Raw genomic sequence first — 26,201 nt, forward strand, 5'->3', positions numbered from 1 at the left:
CAATGAACTTAATCAGTGTACTTTTATGTTGTGTCTGACGCCTCGGTTACTCCGGTTTCTTCACACGCCCCGCGCATCCTGCCGCCCCTCGACGACACCTCGCGCCCGTACTGGACCGGCGGCGCCGAGGGCCGGCTGCTCATCGCCCACTGCGCGGCCTGCGCGCGTTACTTTCATCCCCCACGGCCGACCTGCCCGACGTGCGGCGCGGATCCGGAGTTCGTCGCGGTGTCGGGCCGCGGCACCGTGTTCACGTTCACCGTGTGTCATCAGCAGTTCAATCCGAGCGTGCCGACACCGTTCGTAGTGGCCTTGATCGAACTCGCCGAACAACCCGGGCTGCGACTGACCGCCAATGTCGTCGACTGCGATCCCGATGCGGTGCATTCCGGGATGCCGGTCGCGGTCCGGTTCGAACAACACGGCGAGGCATGGGTTCCGGTGTTCGCGCCGGTCACTTGATCAACGGGTCGCGCGGCAATCCCAGGATGCGCTCGGCGATTTGGTTGCGCGTGATCTCCGAAGTGCCGCCCGCGATGGTCATTCCGCGCGACGCCAGCACCATGAAACCGGGATATTTTCCGGGACCGCTCACAAGCGCGACGTCGGGTCCGACGAGCTCTGCCGAGAGGCTCGCCCTCGCGACCACGTGTTCGGCGATCAGGAGCTTGGTGACGTTGCCCTCGGGCCCGGGCTCGGCGCCGACCACGCTACGAACCACCCGGCGCAGGTTCAGCAGTCGCAGCGCGTGGTCGTCGGCGAGGAACCTGCCCGCCCGTTCGGGCGCGGCCGCCACCCGGTCGCCGTAGCGCTGCGTCAGGTCGACCACCATTCCCACGGCACCCTGAGTGCCCGGTAGCCCCCCGCCGATGCTGACCCGCTCGTTGCCGAGCGTCGCCCGGGCCACCCTCCATCCGTCGTTCGGCTCGCCGACCACGTCACCATCGGGCACGAACACGTCGTTGAAGAAAACCTCGTTGAACTCAGAGCCCCCGGTGATCTGGCGCAACGGACGCACTTCGACCCCCGGGGCGTTCATGTCGATGATGACGGTGGTGATGCCCGCGTGCTTGGCCGCGGTGGGATCGGTGCGCACGGTCGCCAAACCGTAACGGCAATACTGCGCGCCGCTGGTCCAGACCTTCTGCCCATTGATGATCCAGCCGCCGTCGGTGCGCGTGGCCTTTGTACTCACCGCCGCCGCGTCTGAACCGGCGCCGGGTTCGGAGAACAGCTGGCACCACACGTGCTCGCCGGTCAGTGCCGGGCGCACCAGCCGCTCGATCTGATCGGCGGTGCCGTGCTGGATCATGGTCAACACCACCCAGCTGGTGATGCCGAACTCCGGTCGCTTGATGCCGGCCTCGGCCATCTCCTGCTCGATGACCAGTTGCTCGACGGCACCGGCCGCCCGACCCCACGGCTTCGGCCAGTGCGGCATGACGTAGCCGGTCTCGATCATCTTCTCCCGCAACTGTTTCGGGTCCAGCCCCGACCAGGAGGAGAACTCCGCGCGAACCTCTTCGCGCAACTGTTCGGCCTCGGGGGGCAGATCGATCGAATTCTCGCGGACGACGCCTTTGGCGGTCAGTTCGTAGACGTCGAGCGGTGCATCCCGCCCCCCGAGCAACCCGCGCACCGTGATGGCCCGCCGCAGGTGCAGGTGCGCGTCGTGCTCCCACGTGTATCCGATGCCGCCGTGTACCTGGATGTTCAGTTCGGCGTTGTGGACGTAGGCGGGGAACGCCAACGTCGCCGCGCAGGCCGCCATCAACGCGAACTCCTGCTCCCCCGCACTGGCCGCCCGCGCCGCGTCCCACACTGTCGCGCCTGCAGATTCGGCCGCCACCAGCATGTTGGCCAGATGATGCTTGACCGCCTGGAAGGTGCCGATGGTGCGCCCGAACTGCTCGCGTACCTTGGCATACTCGACGGCCGCGTCGACGCAATCATGCGCTCCGCCAACGGCTTCGGCAGCGGCGATCGTCCTGGCCATCGCCCGCGCGCTGGCTGCGGCGCCGGGCAACACCTCGGCAGCTCCGACCTCGACGTCGGCGAGCGTCACGCGCGCTGTGCGCCGGGTGGGATCGAGGTTGGTCTTCACGTCGACGGTGACGCCGTCGCCCGCGGCCGGCAGCACCAACACGTCCTCCCCGACGGCCAGTAGCAGCAGGTCAGCCAGTCCCGCGCCGAGGACCACACCCGCGTCGCCCGTGCAGCGTGAGCCGCCGGAGGACAGCGCGGTACTGAATCCCACGCCGGCGGTCGAGGTGCCGTCGACCAGGCCCGGCAGCCAGCGGCCACGTTGCTCCTCGGTGCCCGCGGCCGAGATGATCGCCGACGCGATCACCGTCGGGACGAACGGTCCGGGTGCGACCGCACGACCGAATTCCTCTGTCACCACGACGAGTTCGGGCAGCCCGCATCCCGCGCCGCCGTACTGCTCCGGCACGTGCAGGCCGAGCCATCCCAAGCCGGCCAGTTCGGACCAGAAGTCGGGCCGTTCCTCGGCGTCGGCGTCCAGCAGCGCCCTGGCAGCCGCCCGCGCGCCCCGCGCGCCGAGGAAGGACCGCGCGACCTCGGCTAGCTCACGGTGGTCGTCGGTGATGGCGATGCCCATCGCTGCACTCCTGTTTCGCTCGAATCGTGAAGTTCCGGCCAGGTCCGGTGCCGAAGCGCTCCGGAGGCGGTTCTGGTGAGGTAGTCGTCACGCTTGATGCCGCGCCACACTTGAGTGACATAGTCGCGCTCGTCGAGTTCACCGCGGGCGACCAATTCCGCCAATGCGGCCCGTCCCGACGGCACCGAAGCCGGGGTGTCACCGAGCAATTCGCGGAGCTCGGCGAGTTCGGCGGCGTCGACCTGGGCGCCGACCCGGTCCACCTCGGCGAGGTACTTGACCAGCCGGGCGGCGCCCTTGACGTAGCGGGTGGCCAACGGGTCGGTGGACCGTCCGGCCGCATCGGACAATGCCGCCGCGGTGGCGGCGTACACGGGGGCCCGCTCGGATTGCTGTTCCTCGTCGGGGAATTCGACGTCGACGTCGGGGATGCCGACCACCCGGGCCAGCGCCTCGACCAGCAGGCGACGGTGCAGCATGCCGTAGATCAGGCTGTTGCCGGCGTCCGGCGAATGGGCGGGCACCGACGCCCGCGCGTCGACGCCCCCCGGGTTCATCGACGCCAGCCGGGTCTCGGCGAACAGCCGGTAGTACCAGACCCGGGCTTCGTCGACCGGATGCCCGGACAGCCGCTCGTATTCGGCGATGCGGTCGGGGAAATGGGTGAAGGTGTCCTGCACGGTGCGCAGGGACAACCACGCGATGTCGTCCATCGGGTCACCGAAGTGGGCCAGTTCCCAATCCACGATCGCGGTCACCGTTCCGGCGGCGTACATGAAATTGCCGGGCCCGGTGTCGCCCTGGACCAGCACCGTCGGTCCGTCGTAGTCGGGGATGTTGCGCTCGAGCCAGTCGATGCAGAACGACACCAGCGGGGCCGGTTTCCCGCAGGCCGCAACGCGTTTCCGCATCATTGCCAGTTCGGCCCGTACATGTTCGGGCACCGGGCCCGCCGATCCCAGGCTCGGGATGTTCAGCGCGCCGGCGTCGATGCGGTGCAGGTAGGCCAGTTTGGCGATGAAGTCCTGTGCGATGCGGACCTGGTCGCCGGGATCCTTGATCAGCCGGAACCAGGTGTCGCCGCCGACACGTTCCAGCAGGACCGCCTGTTGGTCCGGATGCGCGGCCAGCACCCGCGGCACCGTCACGCCGTGGCGCCACAACTCCCCCATGATCTCCGCCTCGACCTGCAACGGGTGAAAGGCGCTGCCCGGCTTGGGCGGATGCGGGTCGTAACGCAGAAACAGCTGCTCGTCACCACCCGGACCGTATGCGTCGACGAACCAGGCCTGCCTGCTGGCGCCACCGGGCACCTGCTTGACCTCGACACGTTCGGCGCCGGCGGTCTGCCGGATCCACTGCAGCAGCTCGTCGGAAATCGCTTGGGCGCCGCTCATGAGCGTGCACCCGACTTCGCCGCGGCGGCGGCCAGCCATGCCTTGACCGCTGCACGGTGCTCTGCGGTCATGCCGCTGCGCACCATGCGCTCGCTTTCGGACAACAACGCCTCTTCCAGCGGAAGGCACTGTGCGTCGAGGATGTTGGCCTTGGTTCCGGCGAAGGCGGATGTCGGCCCCGCGGTGATCTGCGCGGCCCAGCGGATCGCCGAGTCCCGCAGGTCGGCGTCGTCGACGACCCGGTTGAACAGGCCGAGGCGCTGTCCGGCCTCCGCGTCGACGGGCTCGTCGGCGATCAACAGTTCGAGCGCCTTGGCCGGTCCGAGCAACCGGGTGAGGAACCAGGCCCCGCCGAAATCACCGGAGAACGCGAGCTTCGACCACCCGGGGATGAGCCGCGCCGATCGTGCCGCGATGCGCAGATCGGCGGCGAGGGCGATGCTCATGCCCGCGCCGACGGCCGCACCGGGCAGCGCGGCGATCGTGACCTTGGGCATGCGATGCAGCAGGGTCACCATTCTGGCGTTGTCGGCCAGCTGCGCGGACTGCGCGCGCACCTTCGCCTCGACGTCAACACCATCGCCCGGCTCACGGGGCGCCTGCTTGCCCGAATTACCGTCCCGCACATCGCCGCCCGCGCAGAACGCGTTGCCCGAGCCCGTGATCAGCACACTGCCGATCGCATCGTCGGCGGCGAACCGTTCGAGCAGGCGCGGCACCGCGACGTACATCTCGGCGTGCAGCGCATTGCGCCGCTCCGGCCGGTTGAGGGTGATGATCCCGACCCCGTCGACGACCTCGGCCAGCACGGTGTCGGTGCCGGTTTCGATCGGGTGAACCGAAGTCACCGCCGCGATTTTCCGATCAGTTCGTTGTGCCGGTCGAGCATCGCGGCGGCCTTGCGGCGCAAGTCCTCATCCGGAGTGGGGAGAACCACCGGGCCGTGCTCGCGGCTGGGCAGCGCGACGGTGGCGGTGGCCGGAGCGGTGACCTCCCCGCGCTGGCTGGTACAGCGGAAATCGAGGTCCACCAAGGCATTTCCGTTCTCCATGCGCTTGCCGACCACCTCACCGGTGATGAACTGCGTGTCCCCGATGAAATTGAACTTGCGCATCTCGTCGTGCTGGCGCACCAGCCAACCGTCGTCACCCATCCAGTCGGTGACGAAGTGGGTGAGCCAGCATTCCCGCATCACGCCGTAGTCGTAGGCCATCGGGTTGCCGATGGACTGCGACCACTCGTTCTCCCAGTGCAGGCGCTGAGCAACGTCGGGGATGCCCGCGGCGTTCTTGATGTAGAACTTGGGCACCCGCTGGCGGTTCTTGTAACCGATCCGTGCGGCGCCGATCCCGTACGGCCCGAAACCGTAACCGCCCGAGTGGAAGCTGATGACGTCGGTGAGTGTCAGCGGGCCCTTGACCATCTTCGGCAGCGGCTCGCCCACCTCGACGTCCTCCCAGTACCGCGGCTCCGCGCCGCGCGGGCCCTCGGCGGCATAGATCTCGTCGATCTCGGCGATCTGCTCGTCGGTGTAGGTCGCGGGCTTGATGTCCATGTACTTGCCGCGCTCACGCGAGCGCTGGCGCTCGGTCGCGATCAGGATGATGCGGGCGACCGCGACCACCTCGGCGCGCTGGTTCACCTTGACCTGGCGCAGAATGCGGATGATCGAGCGGCCCGCGTATTCGCTGTGCTTCTCCTCGATCGACTCCAGGCCACCGAAGCCGTACAGCGAATCCCCCGGCCGCACGGGTTGGTACCACTCGGTGGTCTGACCCGAGACGAAGACGTGGATGCCGGAGAACAGTCCCCTGGTGGCCCTGCGGATGTCTTCGGGGATCGGGTCGCCGAGCATCTTCTTCGACATCGCCGAGAAGATCATCGGCGGTGCGATCACCCCGCCCCACCGGGTGTCGGCGGCATAGTCCGGATCGCAGAACAACGGGTTGTCGTCGCCTGCCCCGCGGGCGAAGTTGCGGATTCCGTCGACGCTGGCCTCCCGGTAGAACTCGTCGATGCTCGTCGGCGCGTCGATGCCGATCAGCAGCTTCGCGCGCTCGATGTCCTCGTCCTTGATGGCGTGGTCGAATTCCTGCTGTTGCGTCTGTGTCATGTTCAGTACATCCGTATCGGTAGGTTGGTCAGTCCACGCAGCGACACCGTCGGCCGGTAATGCAGCCGCTCCGGCGCCGCCTTGAGCTCCCAGTTGGGAAAACGTCGCAGCAGGGTGCTCAACGCGGCGCGGCCCTCCAGCCTCGCGAGTTGATGCCCCAGGCAGTAGTGAATACCGAAGGCAAAGCCGAAGTGCCGGTTGGGTTTCCGGGTCAGATCCAGCGCATCCGGGTCGTCGAACACCGTCTCGTCCCGGTTGGCGGAGATGATCGCTCCCAGCAGCTGCGAGCCGCGCGGAATGTGCACGCCGCGAATCTCCATGTCCTCCTTGGCCAGCCGGGCCGCGCCGTAGGCCACCGGGGCGGTGTAGCGCAACAGCTCCTCGATTGCGGTGGACTCGAGGAGTTCGGGCTGGCTGCGCAGCAGCTCCTGCTGTTCGGGGTGCTGGGTCAGCGCCAGCACGCTGCTGCCGATCAGGCTCGAGGTGGTGTCGTGGCCGGCCAACAGCAACAGAAACACCATGGCGACGGCTTCCTTGTGGCTGAGCTTGTCGCCACCTTCGTTGGCCCGCACGAGTTCTGAGATCAATCCGTCGTCGGGGTTGACGCGGCGATCGGAGATCATCTCCTCGAACAGCCGGGACAGCTGGATCGAGTGATACGCACTGCGGAGCTGGCCGGCGCGGCGCCCCGCGTCGTCACCGAGCTTCTCCACCAGATCGTGGAACGTGTCGCGGTCCTTGTCGGCGATGCCGAGCATGGTGGCGATCACGGCCAGCGGCAGCTTGACGGCGAAGGCCTGGACCAGGTCGACGTCGCGTTCAGCCGCCACCTCGTCGGCGAGCTGTTCGGCGATCTTGTTGATGTCGGGCACCAGCGTGGTGACGAACTTCGGAGTGAAGGCCTTGTGCACCAACGTCCGTAGCCGCTTGTGGTCGGGGTCGTCGCGGAAGACCATCGTCTGGGTCAGCATCCGGATCGACGACGGCAACATCCACGCGAATCGGCGCGCCGACGTGTACTTGATGATGTCGTTGGAGAACCGATCGTCGCCGAACACCAGGCCGACATCCTCGTGCAGCGTCACCAGGTAGCCGCCCTTGCCCCGCAACAGCAGCGGGGCGGTGGCCCACGAGATCGGCGCTTCCGCGCGCAGTTCGGCCATCCGCGCGAACGGATCGTCGAGCATCTGCCGGGTGCCCAGGTCCGTGTACGGCAACCCGGCCGGGCCAGGACTGGCTTTTGCGGACCGGGACGCCCTGGACGGTTTCGTCATGGTCACTCCCATCGGGGCCGACTCGCACCCCGGGCGCATTTCGGTCGCGCACCCAAACTGCCCATCTCATTTCCCCGTGTGTCAGTTGCGAATCCAATTTATTAGTACACTGAATACTATGATTTACGCTAGCCCCCAATCGGACATCGACCCGGGCACCTCCGATGGTGCGCTTCAGGCCATCGATTTCGCGGTCGGTTCGGACCACGTGGCCACGGTGACGTTGAACCGGCCCGACGCGATGAATGCCATCTCCGAACGGATGGCCCACGAGCTGGTCTGGGTCTGGCAGACCGTGCGCGACACCGACGACATCCACGTGGTGGTGCTGCGGGCGGCGGGCGATCGGGCCTTCTGCACCGGTGTGGACGTCAAGGGCGACGGGGGCTGGTTCCTGAAGTCCAACGTGTGGAACAGCTTCGACCCCGGGGTGTGGGTGTCGCCGAAGATCGCGCACCGGTGTTGGAAGCCCGTGATCACCGCGGTTCACGGGCTGGTCGCCGGCGGCGGGCAGTATCTGCTCAACGAGGCCGACATCATCATCTGCTCCGAGGACGCCGCGTTCTTCGACCCACACGCGAACGCGTCGATCGTCTCGGCGTTGGAACCGATCGGGATGCTGCAGCGCGGTGTTCCCCTCGGCGACGTGTTGCGTTGGGCGCTGATGGGGACCGAGGAACGCATCTCCGCCCAAACCGCGCTGCGGCTCGGGCTGGTGACCGAGGTCGTCGAGCGTGAACAGCTCTGGGAGCGCGCCCACCAGATCGCGGCGACCATCGCCGAGCGGAACACCACGGCAATCCAGGGAACCATCCGGGCGATATGGGAATCTCTAGACATGACCAGGTCGACCGCGCTGCAGAACGGCATGGCCTACACGCACATCGGCAACCCGCCGGTCGCCGAGAGACGCGCGACTCCACGGCGCAACGGACCGCCGAGTTACCGGTGACGCGGTGGATCAAGACCTGATCGCGCCGCGCATCGACTCGCGGCAGGCCAAGCTGGCGGGCCGCGCGGCCGAGCAGATCGTCGCCGACGTCATCGAACTGGGCTGGCCGGTGGGCCATGTGCTCGGGTCGGAGGCCGAACTGCTCGAGCGTTACGGGGTGAGCCGCGCGGTGCTGCGGGAGGCGGTACGCCTGGTCGAGCATCAGCGCGTGGCGAGGATGCGACGCGGAACCGGTGGCGGCCTGGTCATCGACGAACCCGACGTCGACGCGGTGATCGGTCCGACGGTGATCTACCTGCTGCGGGCCAACGCCACGCTCGACGAACTCTTCGACACCCGGATCATCCTGGAGGAACTCGTCGCGGAGTTGGCCTCGCAACGCGCAGGCGAGGCCGACATCAGCACCGTGCGCGAGACGTTGGCCGACGAATCGGAGGGCAACTTCACCGAGTACCGGCGGCTGCACACTCAACTGGCCGCGCTGACCGGAAACCCGGTGCTGCAGCTGTTCGTCGAAACCTTCAGCCGCGTCATCGATTTCCACTTCGCCGACGAGGCGATGCTGCCCGCCAGCATGACCAAAGAGGTCCAGCACGCGCACGCCAGCATCGCCAGGGCGATCCTGACCAACAACCCGGGCGTGGCCCGCGAGCGGATGAGCAGACACCTGCGCGCCGAGGCGGACTTCATCCACCGCCAGCCCGCCACGGTGCAGCACCTGGACCCCACCGCCGCGCTCGCGGGCACCGACGGCGACAAACGCGGCGAGGCGCTGGCCCGGCAGATCTTCGCGTGGGTGCTCGACACGGGGGCGACACCCGGCACGTTCATCGGGTCGGAAGCGACACTGATGGCCAAGTACAAGGCCAGCCGGGCGGTACTGCGTGAGGCGATCCGAATCCTCGAGTACCAGCAGATCGCGCTGACCCGCCGCGGCCCCGGCGGTGGCCTCTTCGTCACCGAGCCGGACAGCTTTGCGCTGACCGAGATCATCTCGATCTACCTGCGCCGCCACGGCGTCACCGCACAACACATCGGAGAACTGCGCACCGGGCTGGAACTGGCCGTCGCCGAGCGGGCGGCCGCCGCCGTGCGCTCGGGGACCGTCGACGCCTCGATGATCGAGCGGGCGCTGGCCACCGAATCCGAACAGGGCGTCACCGTCGCGTACGCCAAACGCGAAGACTTCCACTCCGTGCTCGCCCGGCTCTCGGGCAACAAGGCACTCGAACTGGTGCACCGGGTCACCATGCGACTGGGCTGGAACTTCTTCGCCCAGTACGCCGACGACGACCCGCAAGCCCTCGAACGCGCCTCGCGGGCCATCGATCCGGCGCACCGCAGCATTGCCGACGCGCTGCTGGCCGGGGACAGCGAGCTCGCCGTGGTCCGGATGCGCGCACACGTCTCGGCCACCATGCCGCCCGGGCGGTGACCTCTCACTGACTCGGCTCGGGGCCTGTTCAGAGCTCGGTGTTGAGTATACTGTTTAAGCTAATTCAAGAGGGGAGCGCACGTGAAGCATCCGTGGGACCAGCGACTCGGAGTGTGGTGGATCGCCGAAGATCGCCCCCACGCACCGGCGATCGCCGAGTCACCCAGCGGGCGCACCATGAGCTTCGGCGAACTCGCCGCGGCGGCCCACCGGGTGGCCAATGCGCTGCGCGCCCACGGCCTGCGCGACGGTGAAGTGGTCGCCTACGCGCTACCCAATGACGTCGACGCCATCGTGTGGCAGTTGGCGACCACCGAGATCGGCCTGCGCTATCTGACGCTGAACCCGACGTTGTCGACCGACGAATTCGCCTCGATCCTCGAGCACTCCGGCGCCACCGCGCTGGTATCCCATGTCGACTACCTCGATCGCTGCGCCGCCGCCGTGGGCGGCGCCACACTGCGCGTGGTCGCCGGTGCCGCACCCGGAGACGGCGTACCGGCGGGGTTCGTCACCGATGCCGAGTTGGTCGCCGATCAGCCGTCCACCCCGCCCGAGAACCGCAGACAGGGCGACACCATCCGGTATTCGAGCGGCACCACCGGGAAACCCAAGGGCATTGTGCGGGCACTGGACAACCGCGATCCGTCCGAAGCCGCCAACGCCATGGCGGTGTTCGGGCGGGCCTTCGACTTCCGCCCCTTCGACGGTGCGCACCTGGTTTCGACCGGTATGCACCACGCCGGTTGCCAGAGCTTCTATCTCGGGGCGCTCAACGTCGGTCAGGCGCTGGTGATCCTCGGCAAGTTCGACGCGGAGCAGACCCTGGCCGCCATCGACCGGCACCCGGTCACGTCGGCCTACATGGTGCCGACCCAATTCGTGCGCATGCTCAAGTTGCCGCGCGATGTCCGCAGTAAGTACGACGTGTCGAGCCTGCGTTCGGTGGTGCATTCCGCGGCCCCGTGCCCGCTGCAGGTCAAGCAGGACATGATGGATTGGTGGGGTCCGGTGATCTGGGAGACCTACGGCGGAACCGAGGGTGCGGCCACCATCGCCAAGCCCTATCGGTGGCTGCAGAAGCCGGGCACTGTCGGCAGGCCGGTCCGCGGGATGAGCGTCAAGATCCTCGACGACGAGGGAAAGCCCCTGCCCGCCAACGAAATCGGAAACGTCTACATCGAATCTCTGAACGGGCCGAGCTTCGAGTATCGCAACGACGCCGAACTCACCGCATCGGTGTACCGTGGCAACGCTTTCACGTTGGGCGACGTCGGTTATCTCGACGAGGATGGTTATCTGTTCATCTGCGACCGCGCCAAAGACATGATCATCAGCGGCGGCGTCAACATCTATCCGGCCGAGGTCGAGGGCGTCTTGTCGAGCCATCCGGCCGTCGCCGACGTGGCGGTGATCGGGATTCCCGATGCGGAATGGGGTGAACAGGTCAAGGCGGTGGTGGAACTCGTCGCCGAGGCGGAGCCGTCCGGCTCCCTGGCAGACGAACTCATCGCCTTCACCCGCTCGCGGCTCGCGGGTTTCAAGTGTCCACGCTCGGTCGAGTTCACCGCTCGACTGCCGCGCACGGAGACGGGGAAGCTGATGAAACGCTCGATCAGGGACGCCTATTGGGCCGAAGCGGGCAGGCGGGTCTGAGGTGAGCGCGACCACGAGCCGAGGATCGCAATGAGCTTGACCCGCGAGGTCTTCGACGGCGAACAGGTCACCCCGACCACCGTCGCTGAAGTGCTCCACATCAAAGCGCTGCCCCACGACCGCTTTCGGGCCGACCCCGTGAGCGTGACCGGTAGGCGCACGATCTACGGCGGGCAGGTGGCCGCGCAGGCGCTGCGCGCCGCGAGCTTGACCGTCCCCGACGATCGCGTCGCGCATTCCATGCACGGCTATTTTCTGCTCGCCGGCGACGCCAGCGCTCCGATCGAACTGCGGGTGCAACGCGACCGTGACGGCGGGCGCTACTCGGGACGACGCGTCACCGCGGTACAGAACGACGACGTGATCTTCTCGATGTCCTGCTCGTTCAGCCGCCCGAAGCCCGATGCGCCCGAGTATCAGGCCGGTGAGCCACCGCGGGCGCAGCCGCCGGAGCAGCTGGACACCCACCAGCTCAGCGCCTCACGCACCTTCGACGTGGAGGCGCGCGTTCCCGAGGACACCCGGCCGTGGTACCGCTGGCCGGCACGGATGTGGTTGCGCATTCGCGAGCCGTTGGCCGACGACCCCAACGTGCGGGCCTGCGGCGTGGTGTTCCTCTCCGACCTGTGCACCGGGTTGTCCCGGGCACCGCAGATCGAGCAGGTCGGCCTGCTGCCCAGCGTTGACCACGCGGTGTGGCTGCACCGGAGTGCGGATCCGAACGACTGGCTGTTGATCGATCTCGATCCCGTCGCGACCGCGGGCGGACGCGGCATGTATTCGGGCCACCTCTACGACACGGACGGCACGCTCGTGGCCACCCTCGCCCAGGAGTCGCTGTTCGACATCCGCCGCCCTCGCGGCGAGAAGCGTTCGGACACACGATGATTCGCGCGGGTCAGGACGCCCGTCGGAGCATTCGCATCGATCTGGGAAGTATCGCCTAAATTAGTATCCTTTACGTTAGGATGACGCCATGCCACGGGCCAGCAGTCCGGACGCAACGACGCGCACGGATCGCACGGACACGACAGACCAGGCGGATCGAACCTCGATGATCACCGCCGATACGCCGATGCTGCCCGCCGACGACAATTTCCATCCGGCCCCGGAGGGCGACCCGTATTGGGCCGAGACCACCTGGTGGTCTTTCAACATCCCGGAACGCAAGATCGGCTGCTGGCTGCACGCCACCTTCCACACCACGCGGCGCACCGTCACCTGGCGCGTCTACGTGTGGGACCCGCGCGGTGCCCACCCGGACCAGCTGCGCTACTTCCGGATGCAGACCGAGGTCCCGGTGACGGATCCGGACCCGGACCTGCGCGACATCGCCATCCCCGGCGGCGGCTTCTCGGTGCGCATGCTGCGACCCCTGCGCGAGTACCAGATCGAGTTCGCCGATGCGACAGCGGACTTCGCCATCCGCCTGCACTTCGAGGGCCTGCACGATCCGCGCCGGTTCACCCCCGGCGAGCCGCCCTTCATGAACCACACCCACTTCGACCAGGTGGGTCACGTGACCGGCGTGCTGACGTTGGACGGCGAGCACATCCCGATCGACTGCTACTCGGTGCGCGACCGGTCCTGGGCGCCGCGGGGCGCGCCTCGCCCTCCGCGGAAGCCGGGCAGCGACAAACCAGCGCACGACAACGGGCGGGTCCTGCACCCCGGCGGGCCACAGTGGCGGCAGATCGAGCGTGAACGCGGACGTGGACGCATCCAGTACGTGTTCGCCCACACCGGGCCCGAGGCCGGGTTTCTCGCGTTCGTGCGGGTGGCCGAGGGCGGCCCCGACGGCTGGTCACCGCTCAACCACGGCTGGCTGCTGCGCGACGGCGAATTCGCCTCGCTCGTCAAATCGGCCAGTGTCATGAAGAACTACCGCGACCCGGTCACGGGATGGAGTTCGCACATGGAGCTCCGGCTGACCGACACGCTGGGCAGGCAGATGGCCACGGAGGGCTTCACCGTCAGCCACATCAGCGAATACGGCGGCGGCAGTACGGCATTGATGCGGTTCGACATGGACGGGCGGATCGGATGGGGTGAGGACCAGGACATCTGGGAGCCCAAGCATTTTGCTCGGATGCGTGACGCGCTTCAGGCGGTTCGGTGACGCCCGCATCGGACTTCGACCCTTCGCAGGCAGCAGGAGGATGAGTATGGCTGGACCGTTTGAGGGTGTACGCGTCGTCGAAGTGGCGGCGTGGACCTTCGTACCCGGCGCCGGCGCCATCATGGCCGATCTCGGTGCCGACGTCATCAAGGTGGAGCCCCCGACCGGTGATCCCCAGCGTGCGCTGCGCAATGCGCTCAACGCCGACGACAGCGCACCCAACCCCTTTCTGCACGTGCCCAATCGGGGTAAGCGCAGCATCACCCTCGACCTGACCACCCCGGCCGGTATCGACGCGCTGCACCGGCTCGTCAAGACCGCGGACGTGTTCCTCACCAGCTACCTGCCGAAGGTCCGGGCCAAACTGGGCATCGACCCCGACGATCTTCGCGCGGACAATCCTCGGCTGATCTACGTGCGGGGGTCCGGTTGGGGAAGCACCGGGCCCAACGCGTCGACCGGTGGTTTCGATTCCGCCGCAGCGTGGTCGGCGGCGGGCGTGCAGAACAAGCTCACCGCACCGGGGGCGACGGAACCCGCCGCGCAACCCGCCGCGTTCTTCGACCTGCAGGGTTCCAGTGCGATCGCCGGTGCGGTGGCAATGGCACTGTTCCGGCGGGAACGGTCGGGTGAGGGCGCGCTGATCGACGTCTCGCTGCTGAACACGGGGATGTGGACCATGGGCCCCGACATCGCCGCGGCGGCGACCGGTTCGAAAGAACTGCCGCGCATGGAACGCAAGGCGGCACCGAACCCGATCGTCAACTACTACCGCACCTCCGACGACCGCTGGTTGAACCTGGTGTGCCTGCAGGCCGACCGCTTCTGGGCTGAACTCTGCACACTGATCGGGCGCGACGACCTGATCGACGACGAGCGGTTTCGCGACGCGTTTTCGCGGTTCGTCAACAGTGCCGAGTGCGTCGCGGAACTCGACGCGACGTTCGGTAGCCGCACGCTCGAGGAGTGGCGCAGCGCGTTGGCCGGTTTCTCCGGCGTCTGGTCCGCGGCCGCGACGTTCGAGGAGGTCTGCGCCAGCCCGCAGGTCGCCGAGAACGGCTATCTGCCCGAAGTCGTCGGCACCGACGGCAAACCGTTCCGTCTGGTGGCCCCGCCCTACCAATTCGACGGCGTGCCAACCGCTCCGGTCGGCCCCGCACCCGAACTCGGCCAGCACACCGAGGAGATCCTGCTGGACTGCGGCATGGACTGGGACACGATCGCGGGTCTGCGCGAACAGGGAGTGCTGGGCTGACGTGTCAGGAGTACAGGTCGAGGACCGTTTCGTTGGCGAGGTCGCCCCAGAGCATCTGGCGGCCCGCACGATTCATGTGGGTGGTCCAGAGTTCCCTGGCTGCCCCCGCATCCCCGTCCTCGATCAGCGCGATGAACTTCTCGAAGGTGCGCAGCGTCTGCTTGAACTGCTTTTCGATCATCTCGGGACCGGCGGCGGTGGTGACCGCGCGATCCATGTGCTTGGTGATGACATCGCGCAGCACCGCCCCGACCAGGGCCATGGTGTTGTTTCCGGAACGTTCGAGGATGACGTCGTGGAACCGGAAGACGACCGCCGACCACTCGCCGAGGTCGGCGCCCTCGGCGCCTTCGGCGATCAGGGCAGCCAAAGCCGAACACGTGGACCGCAATTCGGCGATGTCGTCGGGTCTGGCCCGTTTGGCCAGCAGCTCGACGGCCGCCGGCTCGAACACCTTTCGCGCCTCGTACACATCGGCCAGCGTGGTTTTCGACATCTGCAGCAGCAGGCCGAAATCTCGTGCGGCCACCGCGGTTTCAGGCGAGGACACCAGCACGCCGCCCCGCGACCCGCGGCGCACCACGATCAGCGACTCGCTCTCCAGGATCCGGAATGCCTCGCGCAGTGTGGGTCGGGAAACCCCGAACTGCCGCACCAGCTCCACCTCGGTCGGCAGTGCGTCGCCCTTCTTGAGCACCCCGCGGACAATGCTGCTGCGCAGGTGCTCAGCGATCAGCTCGGCGGTCTTGGGGGCACGGACGAGCTTGGACGAGCGGTCGCCACGGCCGTTCAGTTCCATCGCCCTCCTACCCCACTCCCCGAAGATGCCAACGAAATAGCTAATTCAGCTTACTCAATGACGCCCACCTAGGAGGAATTCAGTGACAGCGACGACCGTCTCCACGCAGAAGGGCTTGTTCATCGACGGCGCTTGGACGTCGGGTGCCGGCAACGACACCGTCACGGTGGTGAACCCGGCGACCGAAGAATCCATCGCCGAGGTGCCGCAGGCGACCGTCGCCGACGTCGACGCCGCTGTCACCGCCGCGCGCACCGCGTTCGACGAGGGACCGTGGCCGACGATGCGCCCGGCCGAGCGTGGCCGCGTCCTGGCCGCGATGGCCGACGAACTCACCCGCCGCCGAGACGAACTCATCGAGTTGAACATCGCCGAGGCCGGTTCGACCCGCATGCTCGCCGAGATGCTTCAGGTCGGTACCCCGATCGATCACTTCCGTGACCTGACCGATCGGGTACTGCCGCAGTTCGACTTCGAGCCGCCGGTGCGCCCCGTGATGGGCCACGGCATCGGCCAGGGCATGATGATGCGCGAAGCCTACGGCGTCGCCGCCCTGATCACCCCGTTCAACTTCCCGTTCCTGCTGAACCTGGCCAAGATCGGACCCGCGTTGGCCGCCGGGTGCACCGCGGTGCTCAAACCGTCGCCGTACACGCCGCTGGAGGCGCTGGTGCTCGGTGAGGTCGCCGAGGCCGCCGGTCTGCCGCCGGGCGTGCTCAACGTGGTCACCGGCGACATCCCCGAAGGGGAGGCGTTGACGACACATCCCGGGGTGGACCTGGTCAGCTTCACCGGCTCGGATGCGGTGGGCCGCAGGGTCTATACGCAGGCGGCGGACTCGTTGAAGAAGGTCGTTCTCGAACTGGGCGGCAAGTCGGCGAACATCATCCTCGACGACGCCGATCTCGACAAGGTGATGGAGAGTGTGCTCGCGGGCATCGTCACTCACGCCGGCCAGGGTTGCGCGCTGTTGACCCGGATCCTCGTGCACCAGTCGCTGCACGACGAGCTGGTCGCCCGCATCGCCGGAGTGCTCGGCTTCATCAGCGTGGGCGACCCGTCGGATCCGGCGACGATGATGGGCCCGTTGATCCGCGATGTGCAACGCCAGCGGGTCGAGTCGCTGATCGCCGCCGGAGTCGAGGAGGGTGCGCAGATCGCCTTCGGCGGAAAGCGTCCCGCGCAGTTGGAACGTGGCTATTTCGTGGAGCCGACATTGTTCGTCGGGGTGGACAACTCGATGCGCATCGCCCAGGACGAGTTCTTCGGCCCGGTCGGTGTGGTCATCCCGTTCAGCGACGACGACGAGGCGGTGCGGCTGTCCAACGACAGCCGTTACGGCTTGGCGGGCGGTGTCTGGTCGGCCGACCCACTGCGGGCGGTGGCGGTGGGACGCCGGTTGCGCGCCGGTACGGTCATCATCAACGGTGGTGGCGGCGGACTGAATCCGAGCGCGCCCTTCGGCGGGTACAAGCACAGCGGCATCGGGCGTGAGTTCGGTGAGCACGGGCTTTCGGAGTACTTGCAGCACAAGGCGCTTCAGTGGCCGGTGGGTTGAGGTGAGGTTGTGAGACTGGGTCGAACGCTCGCCGCTGCGGCGGGTGTCGCCGTGCTCTTATCCGGTGCGGTGGTGGCACATGCGCAACCACCGCCGCCGCGGCCACCGGGCTCGCCCGACTACATCGACCACACCGTCTGGGAGTACCACGGCGACCGCGCGACTCTGCGGATCTACCCAACGCCGTGGGGCTGGGCGGGGTCAGGCCCGTTCAGCAACGGCGCACAGAGCTACGACGCGTGGGCCGAGTTGCTCGAGCATGCGCCCGACGCCAACACACTGTCCATGCAGAACCAGTTCATGTGCTACTGGCAGCTGTCCACCTTCACCAATCCGGGCAAGGTCGGCACGTGGAACCTCGAGCCGTGGCGACCGGTCGTGTCGAGCATCATCATGCAGAATTCGGGATGCAATCCGGGCGGACCGGATGACGTCCTCAACTGGTGATCGGCGCGAACACCGGATCGATCAGATCGGCCACCCCGGCCCACGGGATCGTGATCGAACGCACCTCCCTGCCGAATTGCCCCTCGGGGAAATACATCTGGATGCCGGCATCGGTCGGAATCCAAAATCGGAAGTTGCGTTCCACCGGAGCCCACCCCGCGTAGTACTCGCCCCATCCGCCCAGCGGCGGTTCCGGGTAGGTAGCGGGCAGGATCTTCTTCGTCAGCTCGCCCAATCTGTTCAGCCCGGCCTGCTCGTCGACGAACAGGTTCTTCCAGACGATCTGAATCCCGCTGCGGGAGTCGAAAACCCGTGTGGCGACGGTATCGACGGGCATGTTCGGCAGGTCGAAGGCGTTGTACTGGCCTTGCCACAATTCCGAGATGGTCATCGGCCGGAACAACAGCCTGCCCTGGGTGTTGAACACCCATCGCGAGCTCTTGCTGGCGCTGGCGGCGAAGAGCCACACCAGACCGTCGGCCTCGTCGTCGAGGATCCTGTTGATCGCATCGGTGACCGCCGGGTCCCCGCCCGCGAGCTTCTCGTAGTTCACTGTCCACTCACCGGGGCCCTGCGGGCTGGTCCCGCCGCGCACGTCGGGCACGACGGTGTAGGTGACCCCGTTGGATGTGGTGTCAGCGGCGGCCGTCGGCGACGTCGCGATGAACGCCCCGACCAGCGCCACGCCGAGGACGACGCCCGCCCACCGCGCGAAAAGCCGGCTCACGGCAGCACGACATCACTGGCCAGCCAGCGGCCGTCGACCTTTTCCATGGTGATGATGATGCGGTTGCGATCAAGGCGCGGTTCGGGATTCAGCGCGTTGGTGACCGACTGGTCGAGAAAGAGCATGACCTCGACCTTGTCCTTGGTCGCCGATTTGATGCCGGCCGCGATGACTTTGCCGTCGGCCCTGGCCTTATTGTCGATCAGCGCCTGTTTGAGCTGATTGCTGGACTCGCTGTACATCTGCTTGAAGTCGCCGGTCGCACCGTCCAGCACCGCCGTGAAATTCTCGTCGAGCTTGGAGGCGTCGACGCTGGTGAGGACGACCGCGTACTGTTGCGCCGCGGCGAGGGCCTGCTGACCGGCGTCGGTCACCTCCCGCTCCCGCTTCAAGTCGAGGGCCAGCACCACGCTGGTGGCCAGCGATCCGATCACGAGCAGGGCACCAAGCCCCAGCGCGACGTCCTTCCTACTGGGCCGACGCAGCCACCGTCGCCGCGGTGAATCAGGATCGGGCTCATCTGCTTTCGCCTCCGGCTCCGATTCGGGCTCGCCGGCGGTGGCCTCCTCGCCGGCTTCCTCCGGCCGGGTCTCGTCGGCGTCGTCGTCCTCGGTGGCGTCCAGTGTCAGCACCTGTTCGCGGTTAGTCATCTATTGCTCCTTTCAGGGTAATCGAGCCGGTCCGTTTGCTTCGCCTCACGGCCCACTCGGCGGTGGCGGAAGCGGGAGGGCGGGACCGCCGTACGGCGTCGGGATGGTGAGCGGACCGGTGGGAACCGGATCGGCACGTTGCAACGGATGTGCACCGGGCGGCGGTCCCGCGGTGTCGTCACCGGGTGGACGCGGTGCGTTACGGGCGCCGCGAACAAGGTATTTCGGGTCGGGGTTCGGACAGTAGGTGTACAGGAAGGGCTCCGGGAAGTCGGTCAGCGTCGGCGGCGCCTTGGGCAGGTTGTAGTCACAGCCGTATCGCGAGTACAGGCTCACCGCTCCCCACACCCCGCCGTCGCGGAAGGTGCTGCCGACCGCTTCGAGCGCCGACCCGGTCCGGTATTGCGGGAAGAAGAACTCTTGCAGGGCGGGCACCCGCAGATACGCCAACTGGGACACGGTGGTCAGGTTCCCGAGCAACTGCACCATCGTCGGCGAGTTGTCGGCGATCACGGCGTCGATGCCCGAGAACGCCTCGGGTGCACGGTCGAGCAGGGTCCGGTATCCGCCGTCCATGCGTTCGACACCGCTGAGGATCGTCGACAAGTCCGACGACGTCGCGGCCATGCCCGGGCCGACGTCCCGCACGGTCGACAGCACCACCTTGCTGTTGCGGATCAGACTGACCGTCTGGGGCAGAACCGAATCCAGCGTCGACACCAGAAATGCGCCACCGTCGAGAATCGCGGCGAGTTTGTCCGCCCCCTCTGGGCCGACCCGCAGTTCGTCGAGGACCGCCGACAACCGCGCGCTGTCGACCTGTTCGAGTGTGCCGTCGAGATCGCCGAGCAGTTTGGCCAGCGTCACCGGTGTTCGCGTTCGATCGCTGGCGATCTCGGCGCCGTCGGCGAGGTAGGGACCGTCGTTGCGGTCCGCGCGAAAGTCGAGATACTGCTCACCGGCCGGCGACAGCGCGGAGACCCTGACCTCGGTGTCGGTGGGAATCCGGGTGCCCGGATGCAGCGCCGCCACCGCGACGGCGCCGGTGTCGGACAATTCGATGGAGCGCACCCGGCCCACGGGTACGCCCCGCAGCGTCACGTCCTGCCCCGGCAGCAGGCCACCGGTCTGAGCGAGATGGACGCGAACCAGGGACTCGGTGCTCACCGGATCGAGGCGCAGCGTTCCGAACATCAGATACGTCACGCCGACAACGAACATCATCGCCAGCGCGAACGCCGACAGCCCGAGACGGCGCACCTTGGCCCACCGCAGCGCGTTCAACAGCAGTCTCATGGCGGTCCCTCCAGAGACGCACCCGGCGGGGCAGTCGGCGGGGGTGGCGGCAGGCCTGGCGGCGGCGGAGCGGGCGTGAGGTTGGCCGGGTTGGGCCCGATCAGGTTCGGTGGAGGCACCACACCGGGCGGCGCCGTGGGCTTGCCCCAGAACCGGTTGCGAATCATCAACAGCTCGTAGGAGATGCTGCCGACGAGGTTGCGGAAGTCCTCGCGGCCCGGCCCCCGGCTCCCCGGATCGGCCGGGTGGAACCGATCGGCGAATGCGCCGACGGCCAAGTCCGCGAGATCGATCTCGACGTTGGACGCGGTCGAGTTGGTGGTCTTGAGTATCGGGCCGAACATCAGGTTGAAGTTGGCCAACGACGCGCCGGGAGCCGTCGACGCCTCGTTGAGCCCCTCCGAGAGCCTGTTGAGGTCGGCCATCATGCTGCGCGACTCTTCCCCGCGCACCGACGGGAACTTGGCCAGCTGCAGGGTGATCCGGTTGACCTGGGCGATGAGATCGACGATGCGGTCGGTGTTCTCGGCGACGGCGCCCAGCGCGGGACCCGCCGCCTCGACGGCCGCATCGATGGACTGCTGGCGGGCCGCCATCGTCGCGGAGAGGTCGTCGGTCTGCGCCAGCGCGCGCTTGATCGAATCCGAGCGGGCCGAGAGGCTTTGGATCAGCCGGGTGGATTCGTCGACGAACTTGTTGAGGTCCTCACCCTTGCCGCCCACGGCGCGGCCCATACCGTTGATCACCCGGGTCAGGTTGCGGATCGCTCCCCCGTTGACGAGCATCGCCGCGGTGCTCAGCACGTCCTCCACAGACGCCGCCGACGCGGTGGAATCCAACGGCAGCACCGCGCCGGGCGGCAGCGGTTCGGTCGCTGCGGAAGCGCCAGGCGGCGGGGTCAGCGCGACGAAGATGTCGCCGAGCGGAGTGGCCGAACGCAGCTCGGCCTTTGTGCCGGAGGGTATCTGGACGTCGGAAGAGATCCGCATCGTCACCACCGCCGTGTAGTCGCGGGCGGTCATCGACTGGACCTCACCCACATCGGCGCCGGACAACCGAACCTTCGCCTTGGCGGGCAGGTTCAGCGCGTTGGCGAACGTCGCGCTGATCTCGTAGGAGTTCTGACCGACGGACGGCGCGGGCAACGGAACCCGGTCCAGGCCAATCGAACACCCCCCGAGCGCACCCACCAGGAGCGCCGACGCGGCGAGTGCGCCGAGCGCGCGGGCGCTTGCGCGTACCAGTGTCATGGGCTTCGTCATGGGCTTCGTCATGGGCCCTTTCACGGGCTCCGTCACGGTCCGAGGCCTGCCAGTCCCTCGAGCATGCTCGTCACCCCGAAATCGGGACCGAAGTCCTGAATAGTGCCCGTCGTGCAGCCCAACTGCTTCATGCCCAGCAGGTTGCAGACCTCCTTCGTGAACTGACCGTTGAGTTCGACCTTGTCGAGCACGGGGTGCGCACGGATGGCGTCCTTCTCGTGGTCGATCATGTTGTAGACGTTGTCGAGCAGCATCGGCGCCACGTCCAGCGACTCGGCGAGTTCGCGGCGGTACTCGGCGATCGCCTTCGTGGTCGTCTCCATACCCGCGGTCGACGTCTTCAGGGCCTCCCGGTTGTCCTCGATCAGATCGGCTGTCTCAGTGAGAATCTGATTGATCTGCGCGCCGGTCGATCCGCTGCCGAGCTGTTCGGCCGCCAGTACGTCGCTGAGTTGACGCATCGAGGAGCCGAAGTCGCGGATGGTCTGGTCGTTCTCGGCGGCCGCGGTGGTCAGGCTCTCGAGGTTGGTGACGATCTTGGTGATCGCGTCGCCGGTCGGCGCACCGCGTTCCTTGCTCATCTTCAAAGCCGTCGACAGCTCGCCCAACGCCGAGCGGATCTTCGTGCCGTTGCCCTCGGTCATCGCGGCGCTCACCGAGAGTAGGTCGGCCACCGGGCCGGAACCATGACCGTCGCCCTGCAACTGCACCGCCAGCTTGTCGATCATCGCCAGCACTCCGTCGAATTCGACGGGTGTCCGGGTGCGATCGAGCCCGAGCGTCTGACCGTCAGTGAGCGCCGGGCCACCCTCGTAGACCGGCGTGAACTCCACGTGCCTGTCGGTGAGGATGGAGGTGGACACGGTCACCGCCTGTGCATCGGCCGGGATCTTGACTCCCGGCTCGACGCGCATCGTCACCTCGACGTAGGCGCCTTTCGCCTCGATCTTCTCGACGGAGCCGACCGGCATGCCCAGGATCGACACCGCGTTACCCTCGTAAAGCCCACTGGCACTGTCGAACAGGCCGATGATCGTCATCGCCCGCTCACCGAACGGATTGCTCGAACAGCCGCACGCGCCGCACACCATCGCGACGATCGCGATGAGCTTCAGCAGTGTCCGTGAACTCATTTACAGTCCCCGAAGTACGGCGGCAGGTTGAACTGCTTGGCGCGCCCGCTGATCGCACACACGAACGTGTCGATCATCGTGCCGCCGGTAGAGGTGAAGTCGAACTCGTTGCCGTTGCCGGTGGCGTTGGCGAAGTTGCGGACCGTGACAGGCATCAACTGCAGCGTGCTGCGCAGCAGCGCGTCGTTGCGGCCCACCGCGCCCAGCATGCCCTCGAGGTTGTGCAGCAGTTCGTCGATGCGCTGCCGGTCCCCGATCAACACGGGCCGCAGCTGATTCACCAGCTTCGTCGTGGCATCGATCAACCGGACCACCAAGTCCTTGCGCGCCGCCAGATCGCCGAGGACCTCGCGGCCCTGGGTCATCAACAGGCCCAGGCTGCGCTGCTGGTTGCCGAGCAGTTCGGCCACCTGTTCGGTGCTGCGCAACAGGTCGTAGATCTGATCCCGGCGCGATGCGATGACCGATGACAGGTGCTCGATGTTCTGCAGCGCCTGCGGGAGCACCTCGGGTGCGCCCTGCAACTGGGTCGACAGCGTCGTCATCGACTGTGCGATCTTTTCGGCGTCGACCGCCTCGAAGGTTGTGGTGGCATCCTGCAGGGCGGACTGCAGGTCGTAGGGAACCTCGGTGTTGGCCAACGGGATCCGTTTGTCCGACAACGGCTTCGAGCCAGCCGGTTGAACGTCGACGTACCGGGCGCCGAGCAGCGTGGTCAGCTTGATCGACGCGCGGGTGGCCGAGCCGAGCGGTATGTCGTCGTCGATCTCGAGGCCGACGGCCACCCGGTCGCGCGAGAGTCTCATGCTGGTTACGCGACCGACACGCACACCGGCGACCGTCACCTGATCGCCCACGCTCAAGCCCGCCGCCTGCGCGAACTCGGCGGTGTAAACGTCCTTGCCCAACCCCAGCCTGCTGAGACCCAGTGCCCCACCGAGGGCCAGCGCGATGACCAGGACCGAGATCACGCCGAGCTGAAACTTGCTGTAAGACCCTACGGACCGGAGCCACACGCGTTTTCCCGCCGTCTTGTCCAGCACCTCTGTCATCGTCCTCACCGACACTTCTGGCTGTAGGTCAACCGGTCTTCGGGCGTGCCTTCCCGCACGATCGCGTTGATCAGGCTGTCGATCCGCGGGAACTGGCTGACGGTCAGGTTGCACGCGTAGACGTCGAGGTAGGCACCGCCCTGGCTGAACCGGGCCATGCCCTTGAGCATCAGCGGCGTGTTGAAAGCCATGTAGGCGAAGCCCTGTTTGTCCTCCATGAAGTGTTTGGCGAAGCCCGGTTCGCGGGCCAGCCATTCCCTCATGTCCGGTTGGACGTCGGTGATGACGTTGGCCAACCGTTCGCCCACGATCGACACCTGGTCCATCGAGTCGACGAATTCGGCACGGCGTGCGGCGAATCCGTTGAATGTCGTCTCCGCTGAATCGATGGTGTCGTTCAACGCACCGCCGTGGTCGGCCAGCGAGGCCACCACCTTGTTCAGATGGACGAGCACGCCGTCGAGGATCGCGTCGGTGCCCGAGTAGGACTCGGCGAGGCGGGTCGTCTCGGAGATCATCGTCGCGATCGCGCCGGTGTCGCCCTGCAGCGACCTCACGATGGCGGTCGTGAGATTGTCGACCTGGTCGGGGTTGAGCAGCGCGAACAGCGGCTCGAACCCGTTGAGCAACCGGGAGATGTCGAACGACGGTTCGGTGTGCTCGACGGGAATCACCGCGCCGGCGGGCAGCACGCGTGAATCGCCGTAGTCGGCGAGGGACAGGCCGAGGTAACGCTGGCCGATGATGTTCTGGTAAACGATGGCGGCCTTGGTGTTTCCGTACAGCACCTGTTCGGACTGCACCTGGAACTGCACCCGCGCCTCGGTCCCGTCGAGCGCGATGTCGTCGACCCGACCCACCTTGACACCGGCCATCCGCACCTCGTCACCGACCTTCAGCCCGGACACGTCGGTGAAGATCGCGTTGTACGAATGGGTTTGGCCGTCCACCTCGCGCTTGAGGGTGACGAACACCGTCCAGATCAGGGCCAGGCAGACGACGAGGAATATGCACAGCCCGGTCAGGGGGCGGAGATGCCTTCTCAGCGGTGTCCTGACGGGTGGGCCGGTCGACGTCACGGGCCGTTCCTCCCTTCCGGAGCGGTGGGCCCGGGAAGCGCGGCCTCCGCGGGCAGGGGCAATCCCGGCGGCGGTACCGCCGCTGCGTGCGCCGAGGGATCCGGGACGATCTGCACGGTGTTCCCCCGGGCGACCGGACCGAACAACAACTCCGTGGCGGCATTCGGCTCCGGTCCGAGCAGTTCGCTCAGCTGCGCACGCTCTTCGGGGCTGCCGACCGGGCCCACGTTGCCGCCGGGTGGCTGGTAGTTGCGCGGGTCGAGTTGTCGCGGCAGCACCGGCGGGTCCGCAGTCAGCGGGGCGGTGCGACAGCTCGGCCCCTCCAGGGCGCCATAGCGCGGACAGTCCTGACGGGTGTACATCCGGTTCGGGGTGAGGACCAACATGAACTTGCCGACCGCCATCTTCTTGTCCTCATGCCACACGTGGTCGAAGAAGCGGTTCGTGACGTCGTTGATCCGGGTGACGATCGGCGCGAAAGCGCCTGCACCGTCGGCCATCACGCCCATCACCGGCGACAACTGGGTGGTGATCACGATCATCCGGTCGGTGTTGTTCTCGAAGGCCGTGCCCACTTCGCCGAAAGTGGCGTGTCCTGCCGACAGGAAGTGGGCAAGGTCCTGACGCTTCTCAGCGAAGGTCTGCATGGGCACGACCGCACTGTGCACCGCGTCCAGCAGGTCCGGTGAGCTGGTCTGCAGACCCTGCAGCGTCTCGGACAGCACCGAGAGCGTGGCCTCGGTGCCGTCGTCGGCCATCACGCGGTTGAGCTGGTCGACGATGCGGTTGGCCCCGCTGCCGGCACGTTCGAGTTCGTCACCCCGACCGCTGGTCGCCTCGGCGACGGCGGACAGTACGCCGACCGAGTCGGTGGACCCGGGCCGTCCCGCGGCGGCGAGCACCTCACGCAGTTTCGACAGCGCGGTCTGGAACTGGACGGTGGCCAGGCTGTCGTCCTGGTGGATCTGCGCGCCCGACCTCAATGCGGGGCCGGAACCGTTGTCCACCAATTGGATCGACGACACCGCAAAGACGTTGCCGGGAACGACACGTGCGGTGACCGTGGCCGGGATCGCGTGCGCGAAATGCGGGTCCAGGCTGAGGTCGACCTCGTTGTCGCCACCGTCGATGCTCGGGGTGACGCCTTCGACGGTGCCGACCAGGGCACCGCGAAACTTGACATCGGACCCCTTCGGCAGGCCGTCTCCGACATTGGCGAGCAGGGCAACCACTTCGACCCGGTTCGAGAACACCCCTTCGGATTTGGCGATCGCCGCGGCCGCCAACAGCACGGTGCCGAGCAACAGTGCGAGTCCACGCAGCAGCAGCCGCGAGTCCGATACGGGTTTGGCCGCGGATTCGAAACTCTGCGCCATC

Annotated in this window: 23 protein-coding genes; 9 read left to right on the forward strand and 14 right to left on the reverse strand. The window is 67.2% G+C overall.

Going from position 1 to position 26,201, the window contains the following annotated elements; genetic code table 11:
- Nucleotides 1-30: 30 nt before the first annotated feature.
- Nucleotides 31-462 (forward strand): Zn-ribbon domain-containing OB-fold protein, encoded by a 432-nt coding sequence (locus A5752_RS17410; protein ID WP_067087974.1) that lies wholly within the window; start codon nt 31-33, stop codon nt 460-462.
- Here A5752_RS17410 and A5752_RS17415 read toward each other — a convergent pair.
- Genes A5752_RS17415 through A5752_RS17435 form a run of 5 tightly spaced genes read right to left on the reverse strand, consistent with a single transcriptional unit; the run spans nt 455 to nt 7,404 of the window.
- Nucleotides 455-2,620 carry an acyl-CoA dehydrogenase family protein gene (locus A5752_RS17415; protein WP_067087976.1) on the reverse strand — a complete coding sequence of 722 codons (2,166 nt, stop codon included), beginning with the start codon at nt 2,618-2,620 and terminating at the stop codon, nt 455-457. The genes A5752_RS17410 and A5752_RS17415 overlap by 8 nt on opposite strands.
- On the reverse strand, nt 2,584-4,017 hold the full coding sequence (locus tag A5752_RS17420) for a phosphotransferase family protein (RefSeq protein ID WP_067088108.1): 1,434 nt from the start codon (nt 4,015-4,017) through the stop codon (nt 2,584-2,586). The genes A5752_RS17415 and A5752_RS17420 overlap by 37 nt, the downstream gene beginning before the upstream one ends.
- Nucleotides 4,014-4,865 carry an enoyl-CoA hydratase-related protein gene (locus tag A5752_RS17425; protein ID WP_067087978.1) on the reverse strand — a complete coding sequence of 284 codons (852 nt, stop codon included), beginning with the start codon at nt 4,863-4,865 and terminating at the stop codon, nt 4,014-4,016. Before A5752_RS17425 ends, A5752_RS17420 begins: the two co-directional genes overlap by 4 nt.
- Nucleotides 4,862-6,130 (reverse strand): FAS1-like dehydratase domain-containing protein, encoded by a 1,269-nt coding sequence (locus A5752_RS17430; RefSeq protein WP_067087981.1) that lies wholly within the window; start codon nt 6,128-6,130, stop codon nt 4,862-4,864. The genes A5752_RS17425 and A5752_RS17430 overlap by 4 nt, the downstream gene beginning before the upstream one ends.
- Nucleotides 6,131-6,132: 2 nt before the next feature.
- Nucleotides 6,133-7,404, reverse strand: coding sequence for a cytochrome P450 family protein (locus A5752_RS17435; RefSeq protein ID WP_082963945.1), 1,272 nt, complete (start codon nt 7,402-7,404; stop codon nt 6,133-6,135).
- Nucleotides 7,405-7,522: 118 nt separating this feature from the next.
- On the opposite strand from A5752_RS17435, the gene A5752_RS17440 reads away from it, so the two are divergent.
- The 6 genes from A5752_RS17440 to A5752_RS17465 all read left to right on the forward strand — a co-directional run bounded on the left by A5752_RS17440 (nt 7,523) and on the right by A5752_RS17465 (nt 14,821).
- Nucleotides 7,523-8,356, forward strand: coding sequence for an enoyl-CoA hydratase/isomerase family protein (locus A5752_RS17440; RefSeq protein WP_082963934.1), 834 nt, complete (start codon nt 7,523-7,525; stop codon nt 8,354-8,356).
- Nucleotides 8,357-8,360: 4 nt separating this feature from the next.
- Entirely contained in the window at nt 8,361-9,791 is a 1,431-nt protein-coding gene (locus tag A5752_RS17445; protein WP_067087983.1) for a FadR/GntR family transcriptional regulator, read from the forward strand.
- Nucleotides 9,792-9,872: 81 nt separating this feature from the next.
- Nucleotides 9,873-11,447, forward strand: coding sequence for an AMP-binding protein (locus tag A5752_RS17450; protein ID WP_067087985.1), 1,575 nt, complete (start codon nt 9,873-9,875; stop codon nt 11,445-11,447).
- A 30-nt stretch (nt 11,448-11,477) separates the two neighbouring features.
- Entirely contained in the window at nt 11,478-12,335 is an 858-nt protein-coding gene (locus tag A5752_RS17455) for an acyl-CoA thioesterase (protein WP_067087987.1), read from the forward strand.
- A 166-nt stretch (nt 12,336-12,501) separates the two neighbouring features.
- Nucleotides 12,502-13,566, forward strand: a complete 1,065-nt coding sequence (locus A5752_RS17460) for a DUF7064 domain-containing protein (RefSeq protein ID WP_156613956.1) — start codon at nt 12,502-12,504, stop codon at nt 13,564-13,566.
- 46 nt (nt 13,567-13,612) lie between these two features.
- Nucleotides 13,613-14,821, forward strand: a complete 1,209-nt coding sequence (locus A5752_RS17465) for a CaiB/BaiF CoA transferase family protein (protein WP_067087991.1) — start codon at nt 13,613-13,615, stop codon at nt 14,819-14,821.
- A 4-nt stretch (nt 14,822-14,825) separates the two neighbouring features.
- Here A5752_RS17465 and A5752_RS17470 read toward each other — a convergent pair whose 3' ends face one another.
- Entirely contained in the window at nt 14,826-15,620 is a 795-nt protein-coding gene (locus A5752_RS17470; protein WP_067087993.1) for a FadR/GntR family transcriptional regulator, read from the reverse strand.
- A gap of 82 nt (nt 15,621-15,702) precedes the next feature.
- On the opposite strand from A5752_RS17470, the gene A5752_RS17475 reads away from it, so the two are divergent.
- Nucleotides 15,703-17,178: an aldehyde dehydrogenase family protein gene (locus A5752_RS17475; protein ID WP_067087995.1), complete on the forward strand. Its 1,476-nt coding sequence runs from the start codon at nt 15,703-15,705 to the stop codon at nt 17,176-17,178.
- Nucleotides 17,179-17,187: 9 nt separating this feature from the next.
- The gene (locus A5752_RS17480; RefSeq protein ID WP_082963935.1) at nt 17,188-17,625 is read left to right on the forward strand and encodes a DUF2599 domain-containing protein; all 438 of its coding nucleotides are present in this window, start codon (nt 17,188-17,190) and stop codon (nt 17,623-17,625) included.
- Here A5752_RS17480 and A5752_RS17485 read toward each other — a convergent pair.
- From A5752_RS17485 to A5752_RS17520, 8 genes are read right to left on the reverse strand one after another with little or no spacing between them, the layout of a single operon-like run.
- Nucleotides 17,615-18,352: a hypothetical protein gene (locus A5752_RS17485; RefSeq protein ID WP_067087997.1), complete on the reverse strand. Its 738-nt coding sequence runs from the start codon at nt 18,350-18,352 to the stop codon at nt 17,615-17,617. The genes A5752_RS17480 and A5752_RS17485 overlap by 11 nt on opposite strands.
- Entirely contained in the window at nt 18,349-19,002 is a 654-nt protein-coding gene (locus tag A5752_RS17490) for an Rv1363c family protein (protein WP_067087999.1), read from the reverse strand. Before A5752_RS17490 ends, A5752_RS17485 begins: the two co-directional genes overlap by 4 nt.
- A 45-nt stretch (nt 19,003-19,047) precedes the next feature.
- Complete coding sequence (locus A5752_RS17495) at nt 19,048-20,298, reverse strand: MlaD family protein (protein WP_067088001.1); 1,251 nt, start codon at nt 20,296-20,298, stop codon at nt 19,048-19,050.
- Nucleotides 20,295-21,560: an MCE family protein gene (locus tag A5752_RS17500; RefSeq protein WP_231983440.1), complete on the reverse strand. Its 1,266-nt coding sequence runs from the start codon at nt 21,558-21,560 to the stop codon at nt 20,295-20,297. Before A5752_RS17500 ends, A5752_RS17495 begins: the two co-directional genes overlap by 4 nt.
- Nucleotides 21,561-21,592: 32 nt before the next feature.
- Nucleotides 21,593-22,693, reverse strand: a complete 1,101-nt coding sequence (locus A5752_RS17505; RefSeq protein WP_067088005.1) for an MCE family protein — start codon at nt 22,691-22,693, stop codon at nt 21,593-21,595.
- Nucleotides 22,690-23,745, reverse strand: coding sequence for an MCE family protein (locus tag A5752_RS17510; RefSeq protein WP_067088116.1), 1,056 nt, complete (start codon nt 23,743-23,745; stop codon nt 22,690-22,692). The genes A5752_RS17505 and A5752_RS17510 overlap by 4 nt, the downstream gene beginning before the upstream one ends.
- Nucleotides 23,746-23,750: 5 nt before the next feature.
- Nucleotides 23,751-24,824, reverse strand: coding sequence for an MlaD family protein (locus A5752_RS17515; RefSeq protein ID WP_156613958.1), 1,074 nt, complete (start codon nt 24,822-24,824; stop codon nt 23,751-23,753).
- Nucleotides 24,821-26,200: an MlaD family protein gene (locus tag A5752_RS17520; protein WP_067088007.1), complete on the reverse strand. Its 1,380-nt coding sequence runs from the start codon at nt 26,198-26,200 to the stop codon at nt 24,821-24,823. The genes A5752_RS17515 and A5752_RS17520 overlap by 4 nt, the downstream gene beginning before the upstream one ends.
- Between the last annotated feature and the right edge of the window lies 1 nt (nt 26,201).

This window comes from Mycobacterium sp. 852002-51961_SCH5331710 (genome assembly GCF_001665535.1).
Lineage (GTDB): Bacteria > Actinomycetota > Actinomycetes > Mycobacteriales > Mycobacteriaceae > Mycobacterium.